Origin of the sequence: Streptomyces sp. NPDC007991 (assembly GCF_042958445.1) — a bacterium.
Taxonomy (GTDB): domain Bacteria; phylum Actinomycetota; class Actinomycetes; order Streptomycetales; family Streptomycetaceae; genus Streptomyces.
This window is the reverse complement of the sequence record NZ_JBIBJD010000008.1, coordinates 1-26528: the sequence shown is the minus strand read 5'-3', so window position 1 is coordinate 26528 and position 26528 is coordinate 1. Positions and strand designations below refer to the sequence as shown.

Sequence of the window (26528 nt, the reverse complement as noted above, 5' to 3'; positions counted from 1 at the left end):
GATCCTTGTGGGCGGGTGCGGGTGGTGTGTGGCTTGTCGCGCCCACGCGGCGGAGCCGCACATCGATACAGCCCCGCGCCCCTGAGGCACCTACAGCAAGTTTTTCAGGTGCTCCGCGAGGAGGTCCCAGCGCCACTTTTCCTCGACCCACTCGCGGCCTCGCTCGCCCATTCTGCGGCGCAGCTCGGCGTCGCCGAGGAGGGTGGTGATGCGGTCGGCTACGTCTTCGGAGGAGCCGCCTCTCACCACCCAACCCGTTTCGCCGTCCAGGACCGCGTCCGGGGCGCCGCCCGAGTCGCCGGCCACGACGGGCAGCCCGGTCGCCGACGCCTCCAGGTAGACGATGCCGAGGCCCTCGACGTCCAGGCCGCCGCGGCGGGTGCGGCAGGGCATGGCGAAGACGTCGCCGGCGCCGTAGTGGGCGGGCAGCTCCGACCAGGGCACCGGGCCCGTGAAGCGGACGGAGGCGGCGACGCCCGCGTCCTGGGCCAGCCTGCGGAGGTCCTTCTCGTACGGGCCGCCCCCGACGATCAGCAGCACGGTGTCCGGCTCGGCCGCCAGGATCCGGGGCATGGCCCGGATCAGGGTGTCCTGGCCCTTGCGCCGGACCAGCCGGGAGACGCACACCACGACCGGGCGGTCCGTCAGGCCCAGTCGGGCCCGTACCTCGTCGCCGCCCGAGCCGGGGTGGAAGGTCTTCTCGTCGACGCCCGGCGGCAGCTGCCTCATCCGCGCGGCCGCCTGCGGGCTCAGCGCGCCGGCGATCCGGGAGCGCGTGTACTCGCCGAGGTAGGTGATCGTGTCCGTGGAGTCGCCGATCCGGCGCAGCAGCTGCCGGGCGGCCGGCAGTTGCGCCCAGCCGGCCTCGTGGCCGTGCGTGGTGGCCACCAGCCGTTCGGCGCCCGCGCTGCGCAGCGCCGGTGCCATCAGGCCGAGGGGGGCCGCCGCCCCGAACCACACCGAGGTGCACCCGTGCTCCCGCAGCAGGCCGACGGCCCGCCGGGTGGCGCCCGGCGTCGGCAGCAGCATGGTCGTGCGGTCCCGTACGACGGTGAAGGGCTGCTCGGCGTCGAAGGCGGCGGTCGCCTCGACGCCCTCCCGGCTCCGCTTCCAGGTCGACGCGTAGACGACCAGCCGCTGGGGGTCCAGCCGCAGCGCCATGTTGTGCAGAAACGCCTGGATGCCGCCCGGCCGGGGCGGGAAGTCGTTCGTCACGATCAGGGTCTTGCGCACGCCGCCGACCCTACCGAACCGCCCCGCACGGCCATGCGCGCCGGCAGGTGTGGCACGCTCACAGCTGTCGGGGACATCATGGCCTCCTCGACACGGCACGCGGACAGGCGGGGATTCGGTGAGGACGACGGGCGCGAAGCGGTCCCTGATATGGCTGCTGGTGGCCTGGGGGCTCACGAGACTGGTGCTGCTGCTGTTCGTGCTGAAGGTGTACGTCTTCCCGGGCCCGGACGTGACGAGCGACGTGTCCGTGATCTACCAGGGCTGGTACGACGTCCTGCGCGGCGGAACGTTCCCCCGGGACGATGTCACCTGGCAGTACCCGCCCGCCGCCGCCCTGGCGATCCTCTCCCCCGGCCTGCTGCCCTTCCTGCCCTACGCGACCGCGTTCTTCGTGCTGGTCTGCGTCACCGACCTGGCCGTCCTGGCCCTGCTGGCGTACGCGGGCCGGCGCCCCGGCAGGTCGCTGCGCGGCGCCTGGGTGTGGGTGGCGGGGGTGCCGCTGCTCGGGCCGACGGTGTACGCGCGCTACGACGTGATGGTCACGGCGGTGGCCGTGGCGGCGCTGCTCGCGGGCGCCCGGCACCCCAGGGTGATGGGGGTGCTGGCCGCGTTCGGCGCGCTGCTGAAGGTCTGGCCGGCGATGCTCCTGCTGGCGGTCCGCCGGCCCGCCTCCTGGGTGTCGGCCCTGGTCACCGGCGTCGCGGTGACGGGCGTGTGCGCCCTGGCCGCGCCGGGAGCGTTCACCTTCCTGACCTCCCAGCGGGACCGGGGCACCGAGGTGGAGTCACTGGGTGCGCTGGTCTTCCATGTCGCCCGGCACTTCGGCTGGCGGGGCGAGGTGCGGCTCAACTACGGCTCGATCGAGTTCCTCGGGCCGTACGTGAGCGAGGTGAGCACGGGCGCGCTGTTCCTGACGGGGGCGGCCTTCGGCTGGCTGGTGCTGTGGCGGCTGCTCGCCCGGACCTTCGAGGAGCACACGGTCGCCGACGCGGCCTTCGTGGCGGTGCTGATGTTCACCACCACCAGCCGGGTGATCAGCCCGCAGTACATGGTGTGGCTGGTCGGGCTGGCCGCGGTCTGCCTGTACTTCCCCGGGAGCCGGATGCGGCTGCCGGTCGGGCTCGTCCTGGTGGCGTGTTTCGTGACGGTGCTGGAGTTCCCGCTCTACTTCGCCAACGTGGTGGCCAGCGACGGCCTCGGCCTGACCCTGCTGTTCCTGCGCAACGGCCTCCTGGTCGCCGCCGCGCTCCTCGCGGCCCGCGCCCTGTGGAAGGCGACGGTACCGCGCACGGCCCCCGCTCCCGTGCCCGCTCAGCCCACCACCCGCACCGACGAGGCCCCGGTCTCCACCTGAGCCGGGGCCCGCCGGAACAGCAAGCCCGCCAGCGCACACTGCACCGCCGCCGCCACCGCCAGCGCGAGGCACACACCGGGCAGCCCGAGCCCCGTCAGGCCGTACGCGAGGGCCAGTTGTGCCGCGGTCCCGAGCACGGTCACACGCAGCAGCTTCGGGGCGTCCCCGCCGCCCTCGAAGACCCCGCCGAGCGCGATGAGGCCGGCCATCAGCAGCAGGTAGGGCCCGACGCAGCGCAAGAAGAGCACGCCTTGGCCCGCGACCCCGCCTCCGGCGCCGAAGGCGGCCATGAGCCACGGGGCGGTGACGGCCAGCAGGACGGCCGCGGCGAGGCCGATGGCTCCGGAGAGCAGGACGGCCTGGCGCCCGATCTCCCGCCGCGCGTCGCTCCCCTCGCCACGGGTGTGCGCGGTGTGGATGGACGCGGCCTGGCGGACGGCGTAGAAGGCCATGGTCGCCACGTACATGACCTTGTAGGCGATCGAGTACGCGGCCACCGCCGTCACCCCGAGCCGGGCCACGATCGCGACCAGGATCAGGGCGCCCGTCTGCCGCACGGTGAAGTCGGCGGACATGGGCAGGCCGGTCGTCAGCGTCCGGCGCAGGGAGACGGCCAGGGGCTCGGCCGGTGCCGCGCCGCGGGCGCTGCGCAGCAGTGCGGTGCGCCGGACGGCGACGAGCCCGGCTCCCAGCGCCACGGTCCGGCACAGCACGGTGGACGCGGCGGCGCCCTGGACGCCGTAGAGGTGGATGAGGAAGGGGTCGAGGGCCAGGATCAGGCCGTTCGACAGCAGGGCGAGCCGCATCGGGGTCCGGGTGTCGCCGGTGCCCTTGAGGATGCCGTCGACGAGTTGCTGGGCGAAGAAGACGGCCATGCCGGGCATGGAGAGCGTGAAGTAGGCGACGGCGAACGGGAGGGCGGCGCTGTCGGCCTCGCCCAGCACCAGCCGGGCCAGCGGTTCGCGCGCCGGCAGGCCGCCCGCCACCACCAGGGGCGTCACCAGTGCCCACAGTGCCCAGCCGCCGCGCACGGCGGCCCGGACGGCGGCGGGCTCGCGGGCGCCCCGGGCGTGGGCGACCAGCACGGTCGTGCCGGAGCCGAAGACCAGGGCGATGCCCAGCAGCACGTTCTCCGTGGTGGTCGCCACGGCCACGGCGGCCACGGCCGGACCACCGAGCCGGGCGACCCAGACGGTGTTGATGATCCCGGCGGCGACGGACGCCAGGAGCGAGAAGTAGACGGGGCGGGCGAGCCGGAGGAGCTGCTCGCGGTGGGCGTTCACAGTGACTGTCCCCCTGAGACCAGTAACCTCGATTCGAGGTAGCTCGGTTAGAGGTAACATGTGATCTCACGCCCCCGCAAGGAGGACGAGGAGGATCATGCTGGAGCTGTCGATCCTGGGCTTCCTGGCCGAGGAACCGCTGCACGGCTACGAGCTCAAGGAGCGCATCAAGGCGCTGACCGGCCATGTCCGGCCGGTGAGCGACGGCGCGCTCTACCCGGCGATCACCCGCCTGGTGGGGGCGGGCCTGCTCGACCAGCGCACCGAGCCCGGCGCCGGCGCGGCCCCCCGCCGGACCCTCGCCCTCACCGGCAAGGGCCGCGAGGAGCTGCGGGAGCGGCTGCGCCGTCCGAAGCAGACCGAGATCACCGACCAGGTCCGCTTCAACACGGTCCTGGCGTTCCTGCGCCACCTCCCCGACCGGCATGAGCAGGCCGCGGTGCTGCGCCGCCGGCTGGACTTCCTCGAGACGCCGTCGAGCTTCTTCTACGCGTCCGGCAAGCCGGTCCGCGCCGAGGAGGCCGACGACCTGTTCCGCCAGGGCATGCTGCGGGTCGCCCGGGCGACGGGCGAAGCGGAACGGGCCTGGCTGCGGGAGGCCGTCGCACTGCTCGAACAGCCGGGTTGAGTGAGACCGCGGGCGGTCAGCCCAGCTGGTCCCGCAGATAGTCACGCCACTGTGCCGTGAAGGCCTCCGGCGTCGTCCCCAGTACCTCGCGCATCGCCTCCTCCACCGCCCCGGCCCGCTTGCGGTGTTCCCCGACGGCCCGGTAGAACGCGCCCAGCCGGGTCTCGCCCCAGCGGTCGGCGATCAGCCGGCATGCCGTCCAGCCGCTCTCGTAGGCCCGGGCGAGGCGGCTCGCGTCGCCGGTGAAGCCGAAGTCGCTGTCGTCGGGGAGGGCGGACGGGATCCGGTCCTGGGTGACGGCGCGGGACAGTTCGGGCGCGGCCTCGGGCGCGGTGCGGCCGGCGGTGCGATAGCCGACCCAGTCCGCGTAGCCCTCGGACAGCCAGAGCGGGGTGGCGGGGGTGGTGTGGGCGCGGGTGGCGACATGGGTCGTCTCGTGGGTGACGACGACCTGCTCGCCGAGGGTGCCGAGGAGTGCGAACGCGTCCGGGTTGACGATGACGCGGTCCGCGGGCGCCCGCGCCGGTGCGCCCGTCTCGCCCGTGGTGACGGCCGCGATCCCGCGGTAGGAGGAGGCCGGTGAGCCGAGCAGCCCCGCCATCCCCTCCAGCGACTTCGGGACGAGCAGGACGACGCGCCGGCCCCAGTCCGTTCCCCACGCCTCGGAGACGGCGGGCACCGCACGGTCGGCCAGGTCCGCGAAGCCGCGCAGCGACCGGCCGGACTGTCCGACGCCGAGGACCAGGCTGCGCTCGCCCCGGACGGCCTGTACGGCGCCCTGGTCCCACAGTTGCTGCGCGGACTTCCTCGCGGGCCGGTCCGCGTCGACGGACCACTGCCCGTCCGCGTCGCGGCTCAGCCGCAGGGTGCGGCCGGCGGTCACCGGCGCCCGGTCGTAGCCCGCGACGCGGTAGCGCAGTTCGGCGTCGGCGGTGGCGGTGTCGCCGGTGCGGCGCAGGGCGGTCACGCGGTACGACCAGGCGGCCAGGGGCAGCGCACGCACCTGGGAGAAATCCGCGTCCTTGCCCGTGCGCGCGTAGGCCCGCTCGTCGTGGCCGAGGAGCGCGGCGGACCGCCGGTCGAGGAGCCGCTGGACGTCCGCCGTGGCGCTGTCGGCGGCGGACCGGCCGCCGCATCCGGTCAGGACGACGAGCAGCACGACGAGCGCCACCACCGGGGACGCCGACCTTCGACCAGCCACGGTCCCGATCGTACGGGCGCCGGCCCGCGCCGGTCAGACCCTGGTGACCGACGAGACGGGCATCATCCCGACCGGGTCGTAGCGCACGGGTGCGCCGGGGTAGGGCGCGTGGATGACCTGGCCGTTGCCCATGTACATCCCGACATGGCTGGCGTCGCCCCGGTAGACGACCAGGTCGCCTGGGCGCGCCTCGGACAGCGGGACCTGCCGGCCGGCGTACCGCTGGGCCTGCGAGGTACGCGGCAGCCAGACCCCGGCCTGCGCGTACGACCACTGCATCAGGCCCGAACAGTCGAAGCCGGAGGGGCCGTTGGCGCCCCAGATGTAGGGCTTGCCGAGCGCGCTGCGGGCGGCGGCGACGGCGGCGGCCCCGCGTCCCGAGGCGGCGGTGGCACCGTCGAGGCCGGGAATGCCGTCGCGGCCGGAGCGGGAGGCGCGGCCGTAGGCGCCACGCTCGCTGTCCGGAAGGGAGTCGAGCAGCCGACGGGCCGTGGCGAGCTTGTGCTCGACGGTCTTCTTGTGGGCGGCGACGGCCTTGCGGCTCTTCTCCAGTTCGCGGAGCTTCTCCGCGGCCACCTCGCGGTCCTGGGCGAGTTCGCGCATGGCCTGGCGAAGCTCCTTCAGCTCACCGGCCTGACGGGCCGTGACGCGGTCGAGCCGGGCGGCCTTGTCGAGGTAGTCGTCCGGGTCGTCGGAGAACAGCAGGGCGAGGGACGGGTCGATGCCGCCCGACCGGTACTGGGCGCCGGCGAGCGAACCGAGCGACTCCCGCATGGAGTTGACGCGCTGCTGCTGCCGGGCGATCCGGTCCCGGGCGGTGCCGACCTCGTCGCGCAGCCGGTCGGCGCGCTCGTCGGCCTCGTTGTAGGCCTCTGTCGCCTTCTCGGCCTGCTCGTAGAGGAGGTCCACGGTGGCCCGGGCGTCGTCGTACGGCGCGGCCACGGCCGGTACCGCGCCCAGGGCGGCGGCCGCGACGGAGAGGAAACTGACCGTGACACTGGCGCCCCGGTCGGACCCGGACGGTGCAAGGCGGCGATGGGACCCCACGGGAAGCCGCTCTCCTTCCGCTGGCGGACTAGGAAACGCGGCAGACAGTAGCCCCGCGACGCGGGGCCGCCAACGACCATCCGTGGGTGTGCGGCACGACGCCCCGCAAGTGACGCAGGTCACCGGCGGGGCGTGGGCTCAGTCGAGATTGCCGTGATTCGCCTGAACGGCGGACACCGTGTCCTGATCTTGGAGACGCCAGGGGCTCCCGGGCGCCGGGGTCAGACGCGGACGCCGAACATGAACGGGCCGCCAATGGTGTCCATCGACTCGTAGCGGACGACCGTGCCGGTGCGCGGGGCGTGGATGATCTGCCCGTTGCCGGCGTAGAGGCCGACGTGGTGCAGGTCGTTGAAGAAGAAGACCAGGTCGCCGACCTTGAGCTGGCTGACCGAGTAGATCTTGGTGCCGATCTGGGCCTGCGCCTCGGAGGTACGCGGGATCTGCACGCCGGCCGCCGCGTACGCCCGGGAGGTGAGGCCGGAGCAGTCGTAGGAGCTCATGCCGGTGGCGCCGTAGACGTAGGGCTTGCCGAGCTGGCTCTGCGCGAAGGCGTAGGCAGCGGCGGCGCGGCCGGAGCCGGGCGGGATGTTGCCGGTGAGGGCGTCGCGCTGGCTGTCGCGGCTGGCGCGGTCCTGCTCGGCGGCGAGTGCCTGCTTCTCGGCGGCGGTGAGGCTGTTGAGCAGCTTCTGCGCGGAGGCGAGCTTGCTCTGGACTTCCTTCTTCTTCTTGCCGAGTTCGGTGCGGGTGGAGGCGAGGTCCTTGAGCTTCTCGGAGGCCTCGGCGCGCTCCTGGGCGAGTTCGCGCTGCTTCTCCTGGACCTTCTTCAGCGCCTCGACCTGCTGGCTGCTCAACTGGTCGAGCGTGGAGGCCTTGTCGAGGTAGTCCTCCGGGTCCGCGGAGAGGAAGAGCTGGACGGAGGGGTCGATGGAGCCGGTCCGGTACTGCGACGCGGCCGCGAGGCCCAGGCTGTCGCGCAGCTCGTTGAGCTCCTCCTGGCCGCGGGCGACGTTGTCCTGGATGGTGGAGATCTCCTTCTGGAGCTTCTCCTGCTTCTCCTTGGCCCCGTTGTACTTCTCGGTGGCCTGCTCCGCCTGCTCGTAGAGCTTGTCGACCTTGGCCTTGACCTCGTCCTTGCTCGGCTTCTCGCTGGGGGCGGCGTTGGCGGCCTGCGAGCTGAAGGCGACGGCAGCGGCGGCGGCGGTGGTCAACACGGTCACACGTGCGCGGCTCGGCTGCTTGGGACGACGGTGGGACGCCACGGGTGAAAAGCTCCTTCTGGCCCCTCCGCCGTCTCTCCCGATGAGTGATCACCCGAGCGGAGGTTCGGCCCGACCCTAGTGACCTTCCTGTGATCAGTTCAAATCCTCAGCTGAAAAATTGCGTCACGGTGAGCCATCTTTTCACCTTGACTCACAGGCGGTGAGTCACACTTGACGCAACGTGGCACACAGGCGCCATCAATTCGGGCATCGAGCCCGTAAGTTACGAACGGCGTGAATGACCGCTAGCCCCGCGAAAGGCGCTTCAGCAGCATCGCCGAGGCCACCGGGCGGGCGCCCGCGCGGGCCACGCCGTCGGCGACCTCGCGGTCGGTGGAGGCGACGATCACCGGCCGGCCGGGCGGTTCGGCGCGCACCAGCTGGCGGATCAGCTCGTCGGCGGTGACGCCCGGCTTCGAGAACAGCACCCGGACCCCGCGCGGCGGCGCGAGCAGGACCGGCGCGGCCAGTTCGGCCCCGTCGAAGACGCACGTGACCTCGGCGCCGCTCTGCGCCGCGAGTTGCGAGAGCTGCCCCAGCAGCCGCAGGCGCTGCTTCTCCAGCGGCATCTGCGGATAACCCGTTTTGGTGACGTTGTAGCCGTCGACGACGAGATGGGCCTGCGGCAGCGCCAGCAGCTGGTCGAGGACCTGCGGGTCGTCCTCGGACAGGGCGCGGGCGGCGATGTCCTTGGGGCTCATCCGGCCCGGCTCGACGGCGTCCACGGTCTCGGCGGGCCGCACGGACACCGGCGGCAGGGCCAGTTCGCGCCGGAGCCCCTGGGTGGCGTCCAGCAGGGTGTCCAGCAGCAGCCGTACCCGCATGTCCTCGACGCTGCGGCCCTCGCGCGCGGCCCGGCGCGTGGCCTCCAGGGCGGCCTCGGTCTCCCCCAGCCGGGCCTTGAGCCGCCGGCTCTCGCTCTCGGCGGCGGACACCTGGGCCTGCCCCTCGGCACGGACGGCCTCGATCTCGCCGTGCGCCTTGCGCAGGGCGGCCTGGCCGCGCTTGACGTCACTGAGGGCGGCACGCAGTTTGCGGTGCAGCGACTCGGCTTCCTTCTTGGCCGAATCCAGCTCCGTGCGCAGCCGCTCCGTCTCGGCCCTGGTGTGGTCGCGGGCCCGGGCCAGCTCGGTGCGCAGCCGCTCCAGCTCGGCCCGGTTCTCCTCGTCGGCCCGCTCGGCGTCGGCCCGCTGGGCCTCCTCGCCGGCGGCGGTCACGAGCTTCACCCAGCCGAGGGGCCGCAGTACGTAGGCCGCGGCCGCCACGTCGAGCGGGTCCGCGGCCGGGGGCGGGGAGCCTGAGTCGAGGGCGCCGGTCAGTTCCGGCTGGGTCTCTCTGAGCTTCTCCCCGATGCGCTGCCGGAACAGCGGGTCGGTCTCCAGCGCCGCGGCCATGGCGTTGCCGGCGAACTTGGCCCGGCGGTTCGGGGCGAACCGGGCGTACTGCCTGAGCTGCGCGGGCAGCTCCCCGACCGTCAGCGAGCCGAAACCGTCGGAGACGATCTGCACGACCCTGCGGCGCACGCCGTCGGGCAGCGGACGGTCGAGCACCTCAGCGGCGCCGTCGCCCGGCCCCCCGCCTGTGGTCTCCACCATCCGTCACACCCCAATTCCGTGCGGGGCCCCATCCTCAGGAGCCGGCACCCGGCCTGTCCACGAGTTCCACCTGGTCCATCGCGTTGCACCAGCGGCAGCGCACCGACTCGATGGTCTCACTGAGCACCTCGCGCTCCTCGACCTTCGGCTCTCCGGCCAGGTCGAGGTGGACGTACTCGACGACCTTCGACGAGCGGGTCACGTCGAACCTCGTGAGGTTGCCGCAGAGGGTGCAGCGCCACCGCGTCTCGGCGGTCGGCAGGGGAACCGTCATCGTGGCCTGTTCTCTTTCCTTCTAGTGTCCGTGACGCCACCGGCATCCCCGGTGCGTGTGGCTCGTAACCCTACGGCCTGGCGGGTCCCCGCCGCCCACGCGTCCACGGCGGCGAGGCGGTCTGTGACGTTGCGTCCGGTTACGTCATGCTCTGTAGCCATGATCAGCAAGTGGAGTGCGCCGATCGTCCGGGCCGGCCGATGGGTCCGGGGGTCGTCGGCGCCGGTGACGTACGCACTGATCGCCCTGTGCTGCGCGGTCTTCCTGGCCGGCCCCGCCTCGGGGCTCGGTCCGGCGTACGGCACGGGCGACGAGCTGCTCGCCGCGCAGCGGGCCTATTTCCGGCGCTGGGGCGTGATCCCCGCAGAACTGTTCGAGGGGTCCGCCGGACCGGCCCTCACCCCGGCGACGGCCCTCTTCGTCCACGGCAGCTGGGTGCACCTGCTCGGCAACATGCTCTTCCTCTACGTCTTCGGGGCGATGACCGAGGAGCGGATGGGCCGGGTGCAGTTCACCCTGTTCTACGTCGGCTGCGGCTATCTCGCCCTGCTGGGCTACGCCGCCGCCAACGCGGACTCCGCGCAGTCCCTGGTCGGCGCCTCGGGGGCGATCTCGGCGGTCCTCGGTGCGTTCCTCTACCTGTTCCCCCGGGCCCGGGTGACCAGTCTCCTGCCGTTCCTGTTCTTCCTGCCGGTGCGCTTCCCGGCCTGGGTCGTGCTGCCGTTCTGGGCGGCGCTGCAGTGGCTGGCCGCCGGGCGGGCCCCGGACGGGCCGGGCGTGGCCTACCTCGCCCACCTGGTGGGCTTCGGCCTGGGCTTCGCCTACGCCTCGGTCCGCTACGGCCGTCCCACCAGCCCTACTAGAGTGAAGCCCGCCCCTGCTCCGGCCCCCGAGGGAGAGAACCAGCCGTGATCACCGCGATCGTCCTCATCAAGACCAGCGTGGACCGGATCCCCGAGATCGCGGAGTCGATCGCCGCGCTGGACAACGTCAGCGAGGTCTTCTCCGTCACCGGCACCTACGACCTGATCGCGATGGTCAGGGTGAAGGACCACGAGGACCTGGCGGAGGTCATCCCGGGCCGGATCAGCAAGATCCCCGGGGTGGAGGGGACCGACACGCACGTGGCGTTCCGTACGTACTCGCAGCACGACCTGGAGGCGGCGTTCTCCATCGGCCTGGACAACTAGGGCGTGTCCGCGAAGTCCCGCCTGCCGGACCCCGGATGAAGAGATCTTCATCCGGGGTTCATCATGCGCCCCGGGTTCCGTCCGCAGGATCGGGCACATGGCATTCTCCCGTCGTATGGCCGCCCTCTCCGCGGTCGTGCTGATCCCGCTGGGCATCGCCGCGACCAGTTACGCCCTCGCGGACAGCCCCGAGGCGCCCAAGGTCCCGTCCCAGCGGGTGGAGCTGGACCGCAGCACACCGCCCCCCACCTCCACGATCAGCCCCACGCCGAAGCCCACCCCGAAGCCCACGCCGGGCGACGAGGTCGTCTCGCGGCCCCCGGTGACCGACAGCTCAGCGAGTGACGATGACGACGACGACCGCGGCCGGGGAACCGGGGACGACGGGCCGGGCGACGACGACGGCGCCGGCTCCGACAACTGACCCGCGCCGCCGGCGGGTCTCCGCCCGGGTCCGCATCCTGCTCTGGCTGCTGCTCGTGATGGCGGTCGCGCTCGCCACCGTCGCCATGACCACCCGCTCGTTCCTGCTGCGGGACGTCGACAACCGGATCAACGGCCTGCTCGCCCAGGAGACCGGCGAGTTCGCCAACTTCGAGGAGCGGGGCGGGGATCCGCGCACGGGCCGGCCGTTCACCGACGCGGACCGGCTGCTGACGGTGTTCCTGGAACGGCAGAACCCCGACGCGGACGAGGAGCTGATCGGTCTGGTCCGCGGGGCGGACGGCACGCCCCGGCAGATCCGCCAGCGGCACGACCTGCCCGTCGCCCTGCCCCTGCACGAGGATCCCGCCGCCAGACGCGGCATCTTCGAGTCGGCCGCGTCCTCAGGCGTGCTGCACCGGCCGGAGGGCGAGATCCGGTGGGCCAAGGTCACCGTGGCCCAGCAGGGCCGGGAGCCGGACGCCGCGTTCGTCGTCGCCTTCCACCCCCAGCGCGAGCTGGCCCGCGTGAACAGCGTGTTCCGCACGCTGCTCGTCATCTCCGGAGTCGCCCTGCTGCTGACCGTCGGTATCGCCTGGGCGGTCGCCGGGCGGATCCTCAAGCCGGTGCGGGTGGTGCGCACCGCGGCGGCGCAGCTCACCGAGCAGGACCTCACCCAACGGATCCCGGTGCACGGCAACGACGACATAGCGGCCCTCGCCGAGACGTTCAACGGCATGCTCGACCGGCTGGAGCGGGCGTTCGCCGCCCAGCGCGAGTTCGTCGACGACGCGGGACACGAGCTGCGCACGCCCATCACCATCGTGCGCGGCCACCTGGAGGTGATGGGCGACGACCCGGCCGAACGCGAGGAGACGGTCCGGCTGGTGACCGACGAACTGGACCGGATGAGCCGCATCGTCGAGGACCTGCTGCTGCTCGCCAAGGCCGAACGCCCCGACTTCGTCTCCCCCGAGCCGGTCCAGGTCGCCGAACTCACCGCCGACGTCTACGTCAAGGCCCGCACGCTCGGCGACCGCGACTGGCAGCTCGCCGAGGTCGCCGACCTGGAGGCCGGGCTGGACCCGCAGCGGATCACCCAGGCGATGGTGCAGCTCGCGCAGAACGCCGTACAGCACACCACCTCCGGCCAGACCATCCGCATCGGCTCCCGCACCGACGGCCGGCACCTGGAGCTGTACGTCGCCGACTCGGGGCCGGGTGTGCAGCCCCAGGACACCGAGGTGATCTTCGAGCGCTTCCGGCGCGGCACGGCCCGCCGCGGCGCCCGGGGCTCCGGCGCCGGGCTCGGGCTGTCCATCGTCAAGGCGATCGCCGAAGGCCACCGAGGGCACGTACGGCTGCGCGACACGCCCGGAGGCGGCGCCACCTTCGCCCTCGTCCTGCACGCATCCCGGGCACCGGAAGGGGACCCCACGTGAACCGCATCCTCATCGTCGAGGACGAGGAGCGCATCGCCTCCTTCGTGGAGAAGGGCCTGCGCTCCAACGGCTTCACCACGACCGTCGTCACGGACGGCGACGCGGGCTGTGAGTACGCCCTGACCGGCGGCTTCGACCTCGTCGTCCTGGACATCGGGCTGCCCGGCCGGGACGGCTTCACGATCCTGCGCGAGCTGCGCGAGGCGCGGGTGACGGTGCCGGTGATCGTGCTGACCGCGCGGGACTCCGTACGGGACACGGTGGCCGGGCTGGAGGGCGGCGCCGACGACTGGATGACCAAGCCGTTCCGCTTCGAGGAGCTGCTGGCCCGGGTGCGGCTCAGGCTCCGCACGGCCGCGCGGGCGCCGGAGGTGACGGTACTCAGGTCGGGCTCCCTGAGCCTCGATCTCCGTACGCGGCGTGCCCGGTCCGGGGAGCGGACGGTGGATCTGACGGCCCGTGAGTTCGTGCTGCTGGAACTGTTCCTGCGGCATCCCGGGCAGGTGCTGTCCCGGGAGCAGATCCTGTCCCATGTGTGGGGGTACGACTTCGATCCGGGGTCCAACATCGTGGACGTGTACGTGCGCACGCTGCGGAAGAAGCTGGGGGCGGAGCGGGTGGAGACGGTGCGGGGGATGGGGTACCGGTTGCCGTAGCGGCACTCGGGCGCCGTTGCGGGGTGCGGGTTCGTTGTGGTTGTTCGCGCGGTTCCCCGCGCCCCTGAACGCATGTGAAAACTCCTTCATGTGAGGCTCATGGTCGGCTCACCGCCGCCGCGGATCCTCGATGACGTGACATGGAACCCCCGAGCTCTCACCGCCCTCTGCGTGGCGCTGTCGCTGTGCGCCCTGCTCGCGGTCCCCCAGAACTTCCCGGGACTGAGTGGCGACGCCCGTCTCACGCTCGTCGTGTTCGTGCTGGCGACCTGCGCCTGGATCGGGACGCCGATCGACGACACCTATATCGCCCTGGGCGCCGGGCTCGCCCTCACGGTGACCGGGGTGATCAGCAGCGACACCCTCTTCGGCACCCTCGGGGACGCCACGGTCTGGCTGCTGATCTGCGCGTTCGTACTGGCGGCCGCGGTGAGCCGGACCGGGCTCGCCGGGCGGGCGGCGGTGTTCCTGGTCAGCGGGGCGCGCACGGTACGGCAGCTCGTGCATCTGACGACGGCGGCCCTGGTCGTCACGGCGTTCGCGGTGCCCGCCACCTCCGGCCGGGCCGCGCTCGCGCTGCCGGTGTTCCTCGCGCTCGCCAAGGTCCTCGCCGACCGGAAGCGACTGGTCGTGATGCTGGCGCTGCTGTTCCCGACCGTGATCCTTCTGTCGGCGGTGGCGACCCTGATCGGTGCCGGCGCGCATCTGATCACCGTGTCGGTGCTGTGGGAGGCGACCGGGCAGCACATCGGCTTCACACAGTGGCTGCTGCTGGGACTGCCGCTGGCCGTGGCCTCCTCGCACCTGGCCGCCGAGCTGGTCCTGTTGACGACGACCCGGCGCTCGGACCGCCGCGGGCCGGTCCACATCACGCCCGAGGAGATCCAGCGACACAGCGAGCAGCCGGTGACCGGCCCCTGGAGCCAGGCCGAGAAGCGCTGCGCCCTGCTCATGGCCACGGTGGTGCTGCTGTGGTGCAGCGAGCCGCTGCACCGGGTGCCGCCCGCGCTGGTGGCGCTGACCGGCGCCGTCATCGCCTCCTCGCCCGCCCTGGGCACCGTACGCCTGAAGGACGCGCTGAAGACCGTCCCCTGGTCGCTGCTGCTGTTCATGGCGGCGACGATGGCGATGGGCGTCGCGCTCGCCGACTCCGGAGCGGCGAAGTGGCTGGTCTCCGGACTGCCGACGGGTGGTACCCCGGTGGTGTTCCTGGCGGTCGTGATCGCGGTGAGCACGGCGGCCCACCTGGTCCTCCAGTCCCGCTCGGCCCGCTCCTCGGTCCTGGTCCCGCTCGTCGTGGCCGCCTCCGTCGGCGTCGGGGTCAACCCGGTCGCCGCCGCGCTCGCCTCCACCGCCGCCGCCGGTTTCTGCCACACGCTGCCCGCCTCCGCCAAGCCGGTCACGCTCTTCGCGCAGGTCCCCGGCACCCCCACCTACACCCCGCCCGACCTGCTGCGGCTGTCCGCCGTCCTGGCACCGCTGACCGCCGCGCTCGTCCTGCTCTTCGCCGTCGCGGTGTGGCCGCTGCTCGGCGTGTCCGTCACCCGTTAAGGAGCCCCATCCATGCTGACCCGTGTCGTCGTAGCCCCCAGCGGCTTCAAGGAGTCCCTGTCCGCCGAGGCCGCCGCCGAGGCCATCGCCACGGGCGTGCGCCGGGTCCTGCCCGGCGCCGAGCTCGACCTCGTCCCGCTGGTGGACGGCGGGGAGGGCACGGCCGTCGCCCTGGCCGCCGCGACCGGGGGGCGGCTCGTCACCGCGCCCGCCACCGGCCCGGTCGGGGAGACCGTCGCCGCCCACTTCGCCCTCCTGGGCGACGGGGACACCGCCGTGGTGGAGATGGCGGCGGTCGCCGGCCTCTCCCTCGTCCCGCGCGACCTGCGCGACCCGGGCGCCACCACCACGTACGGCGTCGGCGAACTGATCCGTTCCGCGCTCGACCGGGGCGTGCGGCGGATCCTCGTCGGCTGCGGCGACTCGGGCACCTCCGACGGCGGCGCGGGCGCGCTCCAGGCGCTCGGGGCCCGGCTGCTGGACGAGCAGGGCGAGGAACTCCCGTTCGGGGGCAGGGAGTTGACGCGGCTGCACCGCATCGACTCCAGAGGCCTGGACGCCCGCCTGGCTGAGGTGGAGCTGCTCGTCGCCTGCAACCCGTTCAACGTGCTGTGCGGTGAACGGGGCGTGGCCCGGGTCTTCGGCCCGCAGAAGGGTGCGACGCCCGAGCAGGTCGAGCAGTTGTCGGCCGGACTGGAGAACTGGGCCTTCGTCCTCACCCGCGATGTCGCCGTCCCGGACACCGATCTCCGGTACGGTCCCGGAACCGGGGCCTCCGGCGGGCTGGGCGCCGGCCTCGCCGCCCTCGGCGCCCGGCTCCTGCCCCGCTTCGACGTACTGCTGGACCACCTCGACCTGGACGCCCGGCTGGCCCGTGCCGACCTGGTCGTCACCGCCGAGGGCGCCCTGGACCACCAGACGCCGCGCGGCAAGGTCCCCGCCGAGGTGGCCCGCCGGGCCAAGCTCTACGGCCGCCCGGTCCTGGCCCTGGCGGGCACGCTCGGCGAGGGCGCGCACGAGGTGCCGGGCGTGGACGCCTGCCACGGCATCCTGCCCGCCCCGATGGAGCTGGCCGAGGCACTGCTGCGCGCGAGCGAACTGCTCACCGACGCCACGGAACGCGCCCTGCGGATGATCGTCCTCGGCACTCGGCTCCCCCTGACCCTCAACGCGGTTCAGGCGGAGGTGTCCGGCACGCAGCGCCCGTCCTCCGTGCGGTAGTTCCACCGCGCCCCGTCCGTCACGAGCTCCCGCACGGCCCGCACGAACCGCTCCACGTGCTCGTCCGGCGTGCCCGCGCCGAAGCTGACCCGGATGGCGTTGAGGGACTTCTCACCGGGCGCGGCATCGGGCGACCCGCACTCGCCCTGCGTCTGCGGGTCGCTGCCGAGCAGTGTGCGCACCAGCGGGTGGGCGCAGAACAGCCCGTCCCGCACGCCGATGCCGTACTCGGCGGAGAGCGCGGCGGCGAAGTGCGAACTGTTCCAGCCCTCGACGACGAAGGAGAGCACACCGACGCGCGGGGCGTCGTCCCCGAACAGGGACAGGAACCGCACCTGGGGGACGTCGGCGAGCCCCTGGCGCACCTTCCCGACCAGGTACTGCTCACGGGCGACGAGCGTGTCGAAGCCGGCCTCGGTCAGCGCCTTGCAGGCGGAGGCGACGGCGTAGGCGCCGATGACGTTGGGCGATCCGGCCTCGTGACGGGCGGCGCCGTCGTGCCACTCGACGTCCACTCCCCCGTCCGTGCGCCGGGTGACCTTGCGGCTGGCGCCGCCGCCCGCGAGGTACGGCTCGGCCTCGCGCAGCCAGTCGGCCCGCCCCGCCAGCACCCCGGAGCCGAAGGGCGCGTAGAGCTTGTGCCCGGAGAAGGCGACCCAGTCGACGTCGAGGTCCTTGACGGACACGGGGTGGTGCGGGGCCAGCTGGGCGGCGTCGAGCACGATCCGGGCGCCGTGCGCGTGCGCGGCCGCCGCGAGTTCCCGTACGGGCCACAGCTCGCCGGTGACGTTCGAGGCTCCGGTGACGCAGACGAGGGCCGGGCCGTACGGGTCACGGCCGGCGAGGGCGCGCTCCAGGGTCTCGACGGCCTCGCGGGGGCTGCGCGGGGCGTCGAGGTACGTGACGCGGGCGTCGCGCCAGGGCAGCAGGGAGGCGTGGTGCTCGGTCTCGAAGACGAAGACCTGGCAGCCGGCCGGGAGCGCGGCGGCGAGCAGGTTGAGGGAGTCGGTGGTGGACCGGGTGAAGACCACCTGGTCACCGCCCCGGCAGTCGAGGAACTCCGCGACGGTCCTGCGGGCGTTCTCGAACAGGTCGGTCGACAGCTGGGACAGGTACCCGGCTCCGCGGTGGACACTGCCGTAGTACGGCGCGTAGGCGGCGACGTCGTCCCAGACCCGCTGGAGCGCCGGGGCGCTGGCGGCGTAGTCGAGCGCGGCATAGGTGACCTCGCCGCCGGTGACGAGCGGGACGGTGACGTCCCGGCCCAGAACGGGCAGGGGGGCGCACACGGACGGGTCGGCGGCGACAGTGAAGACGGACATGGGTGAACTCCCGTGAAGGCAGGTGGAATCCGCCCGCGAGCGCTTACGGCTCCAAGCGGGGGGTGAAGGAAAGAGGGATGCGGAGGCGGGGCTCTGCGGCCCTATCGCATTCGCTGGTTCACGAGAGACTCCTCGTCACGCGCTTGCCACAGACCTCGCTGCCTGCGGCCTGGTCTTCACCCGGGGCACCCCGCCACGGACGGAGGGTTGCCGGACAGTCGGCCGGGGCCTCATGACTGTCACTCATGACCTGATCAGGAACGTATGCGAAAAGATCGGCGTCCCGCAACCCGAGTCCGGATCGCGGGACGCCGTACGGAATCCGCTACGCGTTGCTCGCGGCCACCCAGCGCTCCAGCGTCCGCTTCGCCGCCCCCGAGTCGATCGACTCGGCCGCCTTCGCCATCCCGGCGCGGAGCTGCTCGGCCAGCGGGGCTGCGGTCGGCTCCAGGGCGACCAGCGCCGCCGCCGAGTTCAGCAGGACCGCGTCGCGCACCGGGCCCGTCTCGCCGTCCAGCAGACGGCGGGCGACCTCCGCGTTGTAGGAGGCGTCGGCGCCGCGCAGGGCCTCCACGGGGACGAGTTCGAGGCCCGCGTCGCGCGGGTCGAAGGCCTCCTCGGTCACCTTGCCGTCGTGCACGACCCACACTCTGGACGTGGCGGTGGTGGTCAGTTCGTCGAGGCCGTCGTCGCCCCGGAAGACCAGGGACGAGTGGCCGCGCTCGGCGAAGACGCCCGCGACGATCGGTGCCATGCGCGGGTCGGCGACACCGACGGCCTGGGCCCGCACCTTCGCGGGGTTGGTCAGCGGACCGAGGACGTTGAAGATCGTCCGGATGCCCAACTGGCCGCGGGCCGCGCCCACATGGCGCATCGCCGGGTGGAACTTCGCCGCGAAGCAGAAGGTGATCCCGGCCTCCTCGGCGACCTGGGCCACCCGGTGCGTCGGCAGCTCCAGGTTGACGCCGAGCTTCTCCAGCACGTCCGACGCCCCGGACGCCGAGGACGCCGCGCGGTTGCCGTGCTTGACGACCTTCGCGCCCGTGCCGGCGATGACGATCGCCGACATCGTGGAGATGTTGACCGTCTTCGCCCCGTCGCCGCCCGTGCCGACGATGTCGACGGCCGGACCGGGAACCTCGATCACGTTCGCGTGCTCGTACATCGCCCGGACGAACCCGGCGATCTCCTCGACGGTCTCGCCCTTGGCCCGCAGCGCCACCACGAGTCCGGCGATCTGGGCGTCCGTCGCCTCGCCGCGCATGATCAGGTCCATCGCCCACGCGGTGTCGTCGGCGGTCAGGTCCCGGCGGTCCAGCAGACCGTTCAACAGCAGGGGCCAGGAGCGGCCCGCCGCGGTGTCGCCTCCAGCGGGGGTCACAGCGCTCATAAGCCGCTCCAGGGTCAGGCGTCCCGCACTACGGGACGACAGTCTCAACGAGGTCCACCCTATCCAGCCCCGGGCACCGCGAAGGGCCCCGTCCGAACACCGGACGGGGCCCTTGTGTGGCGTGGCGAAGCAGTGATCAGTGGTGGCCGTGGCCGCTCGTGATCTCCCGGTACTCCTCGGCGGTCGGCTTCGGGATCTGGGCTCCCTCGCCGTAGTAGGAATCGCTGAGCTTGGCGCGCAGCTTCTCGGAGCCCTTCACCTTGCGCTCGACACCGTTCTCGTCGACCGTCGGGCCGATCTCGACCGGCTGGTACTGCTCGTGCGCCGTGAGCGTGTACATCTGCTCCTGGCTGAGCGGCTCGTGCACCTCGATGAACTCACCGTGCGGCAGGCGCTTGATGATGCCCGACTCGCGGCCGTGCAGCACCTTCTCCTTGTCCCGGCGCTGGAGGCCGAGGCAGATGCGCTTGGTGATGATGAAGGCGACGACCGGTCCGAGGAAGAACCCGATCCGGACGAACCAGGTGACCGAGTTGATCGACAGATGGAAGTGGGTGGCGACGATGTCGTTGCCACCGCCGATCAGCATGATCATGTAGCCGGTGACCCAGGCGACACCGAAGGCGGTGCGCGTCGGGGCGTTGCGCGGCCGGTCCAGGATGTGGTGCTCGCGCTTGTCCCCGGTGACCCACGACTCGATGAACGGGTAGAGGGCGATGATCCCGAGGAACAGACCGAAGAGGACCAGCGGGATGAACACGCCCAGGACGAGCGTGTGACCCCAGAGGTTGATCTCCCAGCCCGGCATCGCGCGGACCAGACCCTCGGCGAAGCCCATGTACCAGTCGGGCTGCGCGCCCGTCGACACCTGGTCGGGCCGGTAGGGGCCCAGCACCCAGATGGGGTTGACGGTCACGAGGCCGGCGATGGCCGCGATGACACCGAAGACCAGGAAGAAGAAGCCTCCGGCCTTGGCCATGTAGACCGGCAGCAGCGGCATGCCGACCACGTTCTTGTTGGTCCGGCCGGGACCCGCGAACTGCGTGTGCTTGTGGTAGAAGACCAGGATCAGGTGGCCGACCACGAGCCCGAGCATGATGCCCGGCAGCAGCAGGATGTGGATCGAGTAGAACCGGGCGACGAAGTCGGTCCCCGGGAACTCCCCGCCGAACAGGAACATCGAGATGTACGTGCCGACGATCGGCACGGACAGGATCGCGCCCTGGGTGAAGCGGACACCGGTGCCGGAGAGCAGGTCGTCCGGGAGCGAGTAGCCGGTGAAACCGGTGAACATGCCCAGGACGAACAGCAGGAAGCCGAACAGCCAGTTGATCTCGCGCGGCTTGCGGAACGCGCCGGTGAAGAAGACGCGCATCATGTGCACGAACATGCCGGCGAGGAAGATGATCGCCGCCCAGTGGTGGATCTGCCGGATGAGCAGACCGCCGCGGACGTCGAAGCTGATGTCCAGCGTGGAGGCGAACGCCTCCGACATCAGCTGCCCCTGGAGCGGGACGTAGCTGCCGTGGTACTCCACCTCGTTCATCGACGGGTGGAAGAACAGCGTCAGGTACACACCCGTCAGGATGATGATGATGAAGCTGTAGAGGCAGATCTCACCCAGCATGAAGGACCAGTGGTCCGGGAAGATCTTGCGCATGTTGGCCTTGGCCAGGGAGTAGATCCCCAGGCGGCCGTCGGCCCAGTCGGCGACCCGCTCTCCGGCGGGCGCCTTGCGGCGGTCGTCCTTGTTACTCATCCGCGCTCCCAGAAGGCAGGACCGACGGGCTCTTCGAAGTCGCCGAGCGCCTCGAGGTAGCCCTCGTCGTTCACGCCGATGCGCAGCTGCGGCAGGGCGTGACCGGCGGGACCGAAGATCACTCGGGCACCGTCGGACAGGTCGAAGGTGGACTGGTGGCAGGGGCAGAGCACGTGGTGCGTCTGCTGCTCGTACAGGGAGATCGGGCAACCGACGTGGGTGCAGATCTTCGAGTACGCGACGATGCCCTGGTGCGACCACTCGAGCTCGCGCTTGTCCTTGATGTTCTCCGGCTGGATCCGGACGATCATCAGGGCGGCCTTGGCGATCTCGTTCTGGAAGTCGTGGTCGTGCTCCTCCAGGCCCTCGGGCTTGGCGAAGGTCAGCGAGCCGACCGCGACGTCGGAGGGACGCAGCGGCTCGTTCGTGTTCATGTTGACGAGCAGCTTGCCCCTGGACCAGAGCGTGTGACGCAGCTTGTCCTCGGGCAGCGGGCCGAGGTCGCGCAGCAGCACGACACCGGAGAGCGGCACCAGCGTGAGCGCGCCGAACATGGTGTTGCGGATCAGCTTGCGGCGGCCGAGCGCGGACTCCTTGGCGCCCTGCTTGAAGTCCGCGAAGACCTTCTCGCGCACCTCGGGCTCCGCCTCGATCGGGTGCCGCTCGTCGGCGATCTCCACGTCCGACATCAGGGTGCGGGCCCAGTGGACCGCGCCCGCGCCGATGCAGAACAGCGCGATGCCGAGCGTCAGGCCCAGCGCGAAGTTCAGCGCGCTGATGTGGCCCAGCGGGAAGATGTAGACCGACTTGTCGACCGGGATCGCCACGAACGAGGCGATGAAGGCGATGGTGGCCAGCATCGACACCGTGAACATCAGGGCGACCGAGCGCTCGGACCGCTTGGCGGCCTGCTCGTCGACGTCCTGGATCCGGTGCTCGTGGGGAGGCAGACCCGGGTCGGCGAACGGGTGCTCGTCCGCCGGGGTCAGCGCCCCGTGCTCGTCATGTCCTGCGCTCTGCTCGGACTGCTCGGCAGGCAGGTTCTCTTCTGGAATGTCTTGGCTACTCATGACTTCTTGGCCTTTGCGGTCCGGGCGGCGACCCACACGGCGACGGCGATCAGCCCGCCGAGACCGAAGATCCAGCCGAACAGGCCCTCGCTGACCGGCCCGAGGCCGCCGAGCTCGAGGCCGCCGGGGCTCTCGGACGTGCTGCTGTTGACCGCGTCCAGGTACGCGATGATGTCCTGCTTGTTCTTCTCCGACAGCGTGGTGTCGGGGAAGGACGGCATGTTCTGCGGGCCGGTCTGCATGGCCTCGTAGATGTGCTTCGGGGCGACACCCTCAAGGGTCGGCGCGTACTTGCCGTGCGTGAGCGCACCGCCCTTGCCGGTGAAGTTGTGGCACTGCGCGCAGTTGGTGCGGAACAGCTCACCGCCCTTGGCGATGTCGGCTCCCTGGGGGCCGTACTGCTCCTCGGTCGGGATGGCAGGACCGGCGCCCAGCGAGGCGATGTAGGCCGCGAGCTGGTCGATCTCGGCCTGGCTGTAGATGTTCTTCTTCTTCGGGACCTGCGGGCCCTGGGAGGTGGCGGCCGGCATACGGCCGGTGCCCACCTGGAAGTCGACGGCGGCGGCGCCGACACCCACCAGGCTCGGCCCGTCGGAGGTGCCCTGACCGCCGGTGCCGTGGCAACTGGCGCAGCCGACCGAGTAGAGCTTCTTGCCCTCCTCGATGGTGAGTGACTGGGCGGTTTCGTCGGCCTCAGCCTTGCTCGTGGGTGCGAACACGGCGTACAGCCCCCCGCTGAAGAGCAGCGCGAGGAGTAGGACGACGACCGCCGCCAACGGGTGGCGTCGTCGTGCGGAGAGCTTTTTCACGGATTACCCCGGTGTCAGGATCTTCTGCGTCGGTGCTTCTGGGATGCGTGCCTCGTCGGGCGCGCGCTGCGGTCCCGCTACTTGATCATGTAGATCGTGGCGAAGAGGCCGATCCAGACGACATCGACGAAGTGCCAGTAATAGGACACGACGATCGCGGCGGTCGCCTGCTCGTGGGTGAACCTCCGGGCCGCGTAGGTCCGGCCCAGGACCAGCAGGAAGGCGATGAGACCGCCCGTCACATGCAGGCCGTGGAAGCCGGTGGTCAGGTAGAAGACCGAGCCGTACGGGTCGGAGGACAGGGACAGGCCCGCGTCCTTGACCAGCTCGGTGTACTCGAAGACCTGACCGCCGATGAAGATCGCACCCATCACGAAGGTGACGATGAACCACATCCGCAGCTTCTTCACGTCACCGCGCTCGGCGGCGAAGACGCCGAGCTGGCAGGTGAGCGAGGAGAGCACCAGGATCGTGGTGTTCGTCGCCGAGAACGGGAAGTTGAGATGGGCAGCCATCTCCTTCCAGTGATCGGGACCCGTCACCGATCGCAGGGTGAAGTACATCGCGAAGAGGGCCGCGAAGAACATCAGCTCGGAACTCAGCCAGATGATGGTTCCGACGCTGGTGAGGTTCGGCCGATTGACCGACGGGTGCGCGTGCCCGGTTTCTACTGTCGTTGCTGTCGCCACGACCGACATTATGTCGGTCGCTTATCCCGCCCTCACTCCGGGGGGTGCCGTTCGGAGTGTCTGACCCGGTCGTACCGGTGTTGACGTGGTGTTCAAGGGAGTAGCATCCGGCCCAACGGGCCTGTCCTTACGACGCTGACGTCACGGAGGAACAATGCAGCCGACCGCCACGGTGCTGGTCTACAGCGACGACTCCAACACCCGCGAGCAGGTGCGGCTCGCCACGGGACGGCGGCCGGCGCCGGACGTTCCTGTGGTGGAGTTCGTGGAGTGCGCGACTCCGGGTGCGGTGCTCAAGGAGCTGGACCGGGGTGGGATCGATGTCTGTGTGCTGGACGGTGAGGCCGTGCCGATGGGGGGCATGGGGCTCTGCCGGCAGATCAAGGACGAGGTGTTCAACTGTCCGCCGGTGCTGTTGCTCATGGGGCGGCCGCAGGACGCGTGGCTCGCGACCTGGAGTCGCGCCGAGTCGGCGGTGACGTTGCCGGTGGAGCCGGTGGAGTTCGCCACGGCCCTGGCTTCGCTGCTGCGGGAGAGGGCGGCTTTGAACGCCTAGGAGCTCGAAGGTCCTCGTCGTTCGGCGGGCGCGGGTGGTGTGTGGCTTGTCGCGCAGTTCCCCGCGCCCCTCGAGGTCAGGCGCTCTGCGGGCGCAGGCGGGCACTGTCGGCTGTTGTGGGGCCCTCTGGGGTGCCGGCGGTGAGGGCGCTGCCTGTGCGCCACTGCTTCCACTCGAGGTTCCAGTCGCCGAAGCCGTTGCCGAAGGGGGCCATCGTGTCGCCGCCGGAGTTGATGACCTTGACGACGTCGCCCTCGCGGACGGTGTCGTAGAACCAGGCGGCGTTCTCGGTGCTCATGCCGGTGCAGCCGTGGCTGACGTTGGCGTAGCCCTGGGAGCCGGTGGACCAGGGGGCGGCGTGCACGTACTCGCCGCTGTTGGTGACCCGTACGGAGTGGTGGACGACCAGGTCGTAGAAGTCCGAGGCGCCGATGCTCGCGCTGGTCATGCGGACGGTGCCCTCCTTGGCCAGGACGACCTTGACACCATTGCGGGTTTCGTAGCCGGGCTTGCCCGTGGTGACCGGGATCTGCCGGACGATCTCGTCGTTCTTGTAGACCGTCATCTGGTGGGCCGCGGCGTCCGTGACGGCGATGACCTTGTCGGCGGTGGTGATCGTCAGCGGCTTGGCCGTGCCGCCCCGTATCCGGTCGCCGATCTTGATGCCCTCGAGGTTGCTGCGGACCTGGATGGTGGCCTGTGCGGGCCAGTAGTCCTTCGGGCGGTAGTGGAGCTCCTTGTCGTCCACCCAGTGCCAGGCGCCCTCCGCGGCGGGCATGGAGGAGACCTTCAGGGCCCCTTCGACGACGGCCCGCTGGGACCTGTCCTTGACGGGGCGGCTCAGCTGGGCCGTGATGGGCTGGCCGACGCCGTAGGTGCCCGCCTTGGGGCCGAAGGTGACGTTCAGGCGCTTGTTGGCGGTGGTCTTGCCGGTGTCGAAGGTGAGGACCTTGCGGCCGGGCGCCCCGTCCTCGTCCTCGGTGCTCACCCGGACCGTGTAGCTGGCGTTGGCGGCGAGCGGTGTGGTGCTGTGCCAGCGGCCGCCGTCGGCGGAGAGTTCGCCGGCCACGTAGCGTCCGGCGGCGTCGTGGGCCGTGACGTCCGTGATGCGCCCGTCGGAGTCCTCGGCGACCACTTCCAGGGGCTTGTCCGGGTCTGCCTTCTTGCGGCCCTCCGAGGGGGCGTTGAAGGAGATCTGGTCCGCCGCGTCGTAGGGGCGGTGGGAGAGGGGGTTGCCGTCGGAGCCGCAGGCGGTGACGCCCGCGCAGAGGGCTATCACCAGCAGCGTGCAACTGACGACGGGGCGGGAGATCGCTGTGTGGCTCATGAGCTCACGCTAGGAAGCCACGTCAACCGCGGCACGCCGAGTGACTCGTTCGAGTGACATGGATTGCGGCAGAAGCAGGGGCCCGGACGCTCCGTGCGGAGTGTCCGGGCCCCTGGAGCGCTCGGCTCGTGTTACTGGGTGCGGTTCTCACCGCGGTAGTACTCGAAGACCCAGCCCCAGATTCCGACCAGGACGATCGGCAGCGAGAAGTACAGCAGCCACCAGCCGATCGCGATGGCCAGGAAGGCGAGGGCGCCACCGATGGCCAGGGAGAGCGGCTGCCAGCTGTGCGGGCTGAAGAACCCGACCTCGCCGGCGTCGTCCGCGACGTCCGCCTCCTTGTTGTCCTGCGCACCGACGTCGACCCGCCTGGCCGTGAAGCCGAGGTAGAAGCCGATCATGATGCACAGGCCGAAGGCCAGGAAGAGGGCCGTGGTACCGGCCGGCTCCTTCGACCACACGCCATAGACGACCGCCATGGCGAGGACGAAGACGCTCAGCCACATGAACATCTTGCCCTGGATCTTCACTTGCCGGCCTCCTTGCCACCAGCGATGGCCTTCTCGCCGTGACCGACGTTCTCGAGCGCGTCGAGGGCGGCGATCTCCGGGTGGTGCAGGTCGAACGCCGGGGATTCACTGCGGATCCGCGGCATGGTGATGAAGTTGTGCCGCGGCGGCGGGCAGGAGGTCGCCCACTCCAGGGAGCGGCCGTAGCCCCACGGGTCGTCGACGCCGACCGGCTTGCCGTACTTGGCCGTCTTCCACACGTTGTAGAAGAACGGCAGGATCGACATGCCGAGCAGGAACGAGCTGATCGTCGAGATCGTGTTCAGCGCGGTGAAGCCGTCGGCCGCGAGGTAGTCCGCGTACCGGCGCGGCATGCCCTCGGCGCCCAGCCAGTGCTGGACGAGGAACGTGCCGTGGAAGCCGATGAACAGCGTCCAGAAGGTGATCTTGCCGAGGCGCTCGTCCAGCATCTTGCCGGTCCACTTCGGCCACCAGAAGTGGAAGCCGGAGAACATCGCGAAGACCACGGTGCCGAAGACGACGTAGTGGAAGTGGGCCACCACGAAGTACGAGTCGGAGACGTGGAAGTCCATCGGCGGCGAGGCCAGGATGACACCGGTCAGACCACCGAAGGTGAAGGTGATGAGGAAGCCGGTCGCCCACAGCATCGGTGTCTCGAAGGACAGCGAGCCCTTCCACATGGTGCCGATCCAGTTGAAGAACTTCACACCGGT

26 protein-coding genes and 1 riboswitch are annotated in these 26528 nt (G+C 71.2%); of the genes, 10 read left to right on the top strand and 16 right to left on the bottom strand.

Translation table 11 applies throughout. The features are described from left to right. Positions 1 to 90: 90 nt before the first annotated feature. A complete protein-coding gene (locus ACFZDA_RS23285; RefSeq protein ID WP_391084721.1) occupies positions 91 to 1233 on the bottom strand; it encodes a glycosyltransferase in 1143 nt (380 codons plus the stop codon). Positions 1234 to 1351: 118 nt separating this feature from the next. On the opposite strand from ACFZDA_RS23285, the gene ACFZDA_RS23280 reads away from it, so the two are divergent. Beyond that, positions 1352 to 2590 (top strand): glycosyltransferase 87 family protein, encoded by a 1239-nt coding sequence (locus tag ACFZDA_RS23280; RefSeq protein ID WP_391084717.1) that lies wholly within the window; start codon positions 1352 to 1354, stop codon positions 2588 to 2590. Here ACFZDA_RS23280 and ACFZDA_RS23275 read toward each other — a convergent pair. Next, entirely contained in the window at positions 2548 to 3873 is a 1326-nt protein-coding gene (locus tag ACFZDA_RS23275; protein ID WP_391084714.1) for an MATE family efflux transporter, read from the bottom strand. The two genes, ACFZDA_RS23280 and ACFZDA_RS23275, sit on opposite strands and share 43 nt — an antisense overlap. Before the next feature lie 97 nt (positions 3874 to 3970). Between ACFZDA_RS23275 and ACFZDA_RS23270 the strand changes: the two genes are divergently transcribed. Then, positions 3971 to 4501, top strand: coding sequence for a helix-turn-helix transcriptional regulator (locus tag ACFZDA_RS23270; RefSeq protein WP_391084711.1), 531 nt, complete (start codon positions 3971 to 3973; stop codon positions 4499 to 4501). Between the two features lie 16 nt (positions 4502 to 4517). On the opposite strand, the gene ACFZDA_RS23265 is transcribed toward ACFZDA_RS23270, so the two are convergent. The 5 genes from ACFZDA_RS23265 to ACFZDA_RS23245 form a co-directional block, all read right to left on the bottom strand. Next, positions 4518 to 5702 carry a hypothetical protein gene (locus tag ACFZDA_RS23265; RefSeq protein ID WP_391084708.1) on the bottom strand — a complete coding sequence of 395 codons (1185 nt, stop codon included), beginning with the start codon at positions 5700 to 5702 and terminating at the stop codon, positions 4518 to 4520. A gap of 33 nt (positions 5703 to 5735) precedes the next feature. Further along, positions 5736 to 6749 (bottom strand): NlpC/P60 family protein, encoded by a 1014-nt coding sequence (locus ACFZDA_RS23260; protein WP_391084705.1) that lies wholly within the window; start codon positions 6747 to 6749, stop codon positions 5736 to 5738. Between the two features lie 221 nt (positions 6750 to 6970). Next, positions 6971 to 8011 (bottom strand): NlpC/P60 family protein, encoded by a 1041-nt coding sequence (locus ACFZDA_RS23255; RefSeq protein ID WP_391084702.1) that lies wholly within the window; start codon positions 8009 to 8011, stop codon positions 6971 to 6973. Positions 8012 to 8256: 245 nt separating this feature from the next. Further along, a complete protein-coding gene (locus ACFZDA_RS23250; RefSeq protein WP_391084699.1) occupies positions 8257 to 9606 on the bottom strand; it encodes an NYN domain-containing protein in 1350 nt (449 codons plus the stop codon). Positions 9607 to 9640: 34 nt separating this feature from the next. Continuing rightward, positions 9641 to 9880, bottom strand: coding sequence for a hypothetical protein (locus tag ACFZDA_RS23245; RefSeq protein ID WP_391084696.1), 240 nt, complete (start codon positions 9878 to 9880; stop codon positions 9641 to 9643). Between the two features lie 159 nt (positions 9881 to 10039). Between ACFZDA_RS23245 and ACFZDA_RS23240 the strand changes: the two genes are divergently transcribed. The 7 genes from ACFZDA_RS23240 (at position 10040) to ACFZDA_RS23210 (ending at position 16363) form a co-directional block, all read left to right on the top strand. Then, positions 10040 to 10792 (top strand): rhomboid family intramembrane serine protease, encoded by a 753-nt coding sequence (locus ACFZDA_RS23240; RefSeq protein ID WP_391084693.1) that lies wholly within the window; start codon positions 10040 to 10042, stop codon positions 10790 to 10792. After that, on the top strand, positions 10789 to 11070 hold the full coding sequence (locus ACFZDA_RS23235) for an Lrp/AsnC family transcriptional regulator (protein ID WP_010048935.1): 282 nt from the start codon (positions 10789 to 10791) through the stop codon (positions 11068 to 11070). The genes ACFZDA_RS23240 and ACFZDA_RS23235 overlap by 4 nt, the downstream gene beginning before the upstream one ends. 97 nt (positions 11071 to 11167) lie before the next feature. After that, a complete protein-coding gene (locus tag ACFZDA_RS23230; RefSeq protein ID WP_391084689.1) occupies positions 11168 to 11494 on the top strand; it encodes a small secreted hydrophilic protein in 327 nt (108 codons plus the stop codon). Further along, positions 11418 to 12935: an ATP-binding protein gene (locus ACFZDA_RS23225; protein ID WP_391084686.1), complete on the top strand. Its 1518-nt coding sequence runs from the start codon at positions 11418 to 11420 to the stop codon at positions 12933 to 12935. Before ACFZDA_RS23230 ends, ACFZDA_RS23225 begins: the two co-directional genes overlap by 77 nt. Next, positions 12932 to 13591 carry a winged helix-turn-helix domain-containing protein gene (locus ACFZDA_RS23220; protein WP_391084682.1) on the top strand — a complete coding sequence of 220 codons (660 nt, stop codon included), beginning with the start codon at positions 12932 to 12934 and terminating at the stop codon, positions 13589 to 13591. Before ACFZDA_RS23225 ends, ACFZDA_RS23220 begins: the two co-directional genes overlap by 4 nt. Before the next feature lie 135 nt (positions 13592 to 13726). After that, entirely contained in the window at positions 13727 to 15142 is a 1416-nt protein-coding gene (locus ACFZDA_RS23215; protein WP_391084679.1) for an SLC13 family permease, read from the top strand. Positions 15143 to 15154: 12 nt separating this feature from the next. Continuing rightward, a complete protein-coding gene (locus tag ACFZDA_RS23210) occupies positions 15155 to 16363 on the top strand; it encodes a glycerate kinase (protein ID WP_391084677.1) in 1209 nt (402 codons plus the stop codon). Here the strand turns inward: ACFZDA_RS23210 and ACFZDA_RS23205 are convergent. The 6 genes from ACFZDA_RS23205 to ACFZDA_RS23180 form a co-directional block, all read right to left on the bottom strand. Further along, the gene (locus ACFZDA_RS23205) at positions 16318 to 17685 is read right to left on the bottom strand and encodes an aminotransferase class V-fold PLP-dependent enzyme (protein ID WP_391084674.1); all 1368 of its coding nucleotides are present in this window, start codon (positions 17683 to 17685) and stop codon (positions 16318 to 16320) included. The two genes, ACFZDA_RS23210 and ACFZDA_RS23205, sit on opposite strands and share 46 nt — an antisense overlap. Before the next feature lie 134 nt (positions 17686 to 17819). Further along, positions 17820 to 17936, bottom strand: a riboswitch (SAM riboswitch). A gap of 74 nt (positions 17937 to 18010) precedes the next feature. Beyond that, complete coding sequence (gene trpD / locus ACFZDA_RS23200; RefSeq protein ID WP_391084671.1) at positions 18011 to 19075, bottom strand: anthranilate phosphoribosyltransferase; 1065 nt, start codon at positions 19073 to 19075, stop codon at positions 18011 to 18013. Positions 19076 to 19211: 136 nt separating this feature from the next. Beyond that, on the bottom strand, positions 19212 to 20834 hold the full coding sequence (locus ACFZDA_RS23195; RefSeq protein WP_391084668.1) for a cytochrome b N-terminal domain-containing protein: 1623 nt from the start codon (positions 20832 to 20834) through the stop codon (positions 19212 to 19214). Continuing rightward, entirely contained in the window at positions 20831 to 21904 is a 1074-nt protein-coding gene (locus ACFZDA_RS23190; protein WP_391084665.1) for a Rieske 2Fe-2S domain-containing protein, read from the bottom strand. The genes ACFZDA_RS23195 and ACFZDA_RS23190 overlap by 4 nt, the downstream gene beginning before the upstream one ends. Next, a complete protein-coding gene (locus tag ACFZDA_RS23185; protein ID WP_391084662.1) occupies positions 21901 to 22713 on the bottom strand; it encodes a c-type cytochrome in 813 nt (270 codons plus the stop codon). Before ACFZDA_RS23185 ends, ACFZDA_RS23190 begins: the two co-directional genes overlap by 4 nt. Before the next feature lie 77 nt (positions 22714 to 22790). Then, positions 22791 to 23411 (bottom strand): heme-copper oxidase subunit III, encoded by a 621-nt coding sequence (locus tag ACFZDA_RS23180; RefSeq protein ID WP_020272940.1) that lies wholly within the window; start codon positions 23409 to 23411, stop codon positions 22791 to 22793. Positions 23412 to 23556: 145 nt separating this feature from the next. Here ACFZDA_RS23180 and ACFZDA_RS23175 point away from each other — a divergent pair, with 145 nt between their 5' ends. Then, on the top strand, positions 23557 to 23958 hold the full coding sequence (locus ACFZDA_RS23175; protein ID WP_391084658.1) for a hypothetical protein: 402 nt from the start codon (positions 23557 to 23559) through the stop codon (positions 23956 to 23958). Between the two features lie 76 nt (positions 23959 to 24034). On the opposite strand, the gene ACFZDA_RS23170 is transcribed toward ACFZDA_RS23175, so the two are convergent. The 3 genes from ACFZDA_RS23170 to ACFZDA_RS23160 all read right to left on the bottom strand — a co-directional run. Beyond that, positions 24035 to 25285, bottom strand: a complete 1251-nt coding sequence (locus tag ACFZDA_RS23170; RefSeq protein WP_391084655.1) for an Ig-like domain-containing protein — start codon at positions 25283 to 25285, stop codon at positions 24035 to 24037. Between the two features lie 131 nt (positions 25286 to 25416). Continuing rightward, the gene (locus ACFZDA_RS23165) at positions 25417 to 25815 is read right to left on the bottom strand and encodes a cytochrome c oxidase subunit 4 (RefSeq protein WP_391084652.1); all 399 of its coding nucleotides are present in this window, start codon (positions 25813 to 25815) and stop codon (positions 25417 to 25419) included. Continuing rightward, positions 25812 to 26528, bottom strand: a 717-nt coding sequence (locus ACFZDA_RS23160) for a cbb3-type cytochrome c oxidase subunit I (RefSeq protein WP_391084650.1), incomplete at its 5' end; no start/stop codon positions are given. The genes ACFZDA_RS23165 and ACFZDA_RS23160, both read right to left, overlap by 4 nt.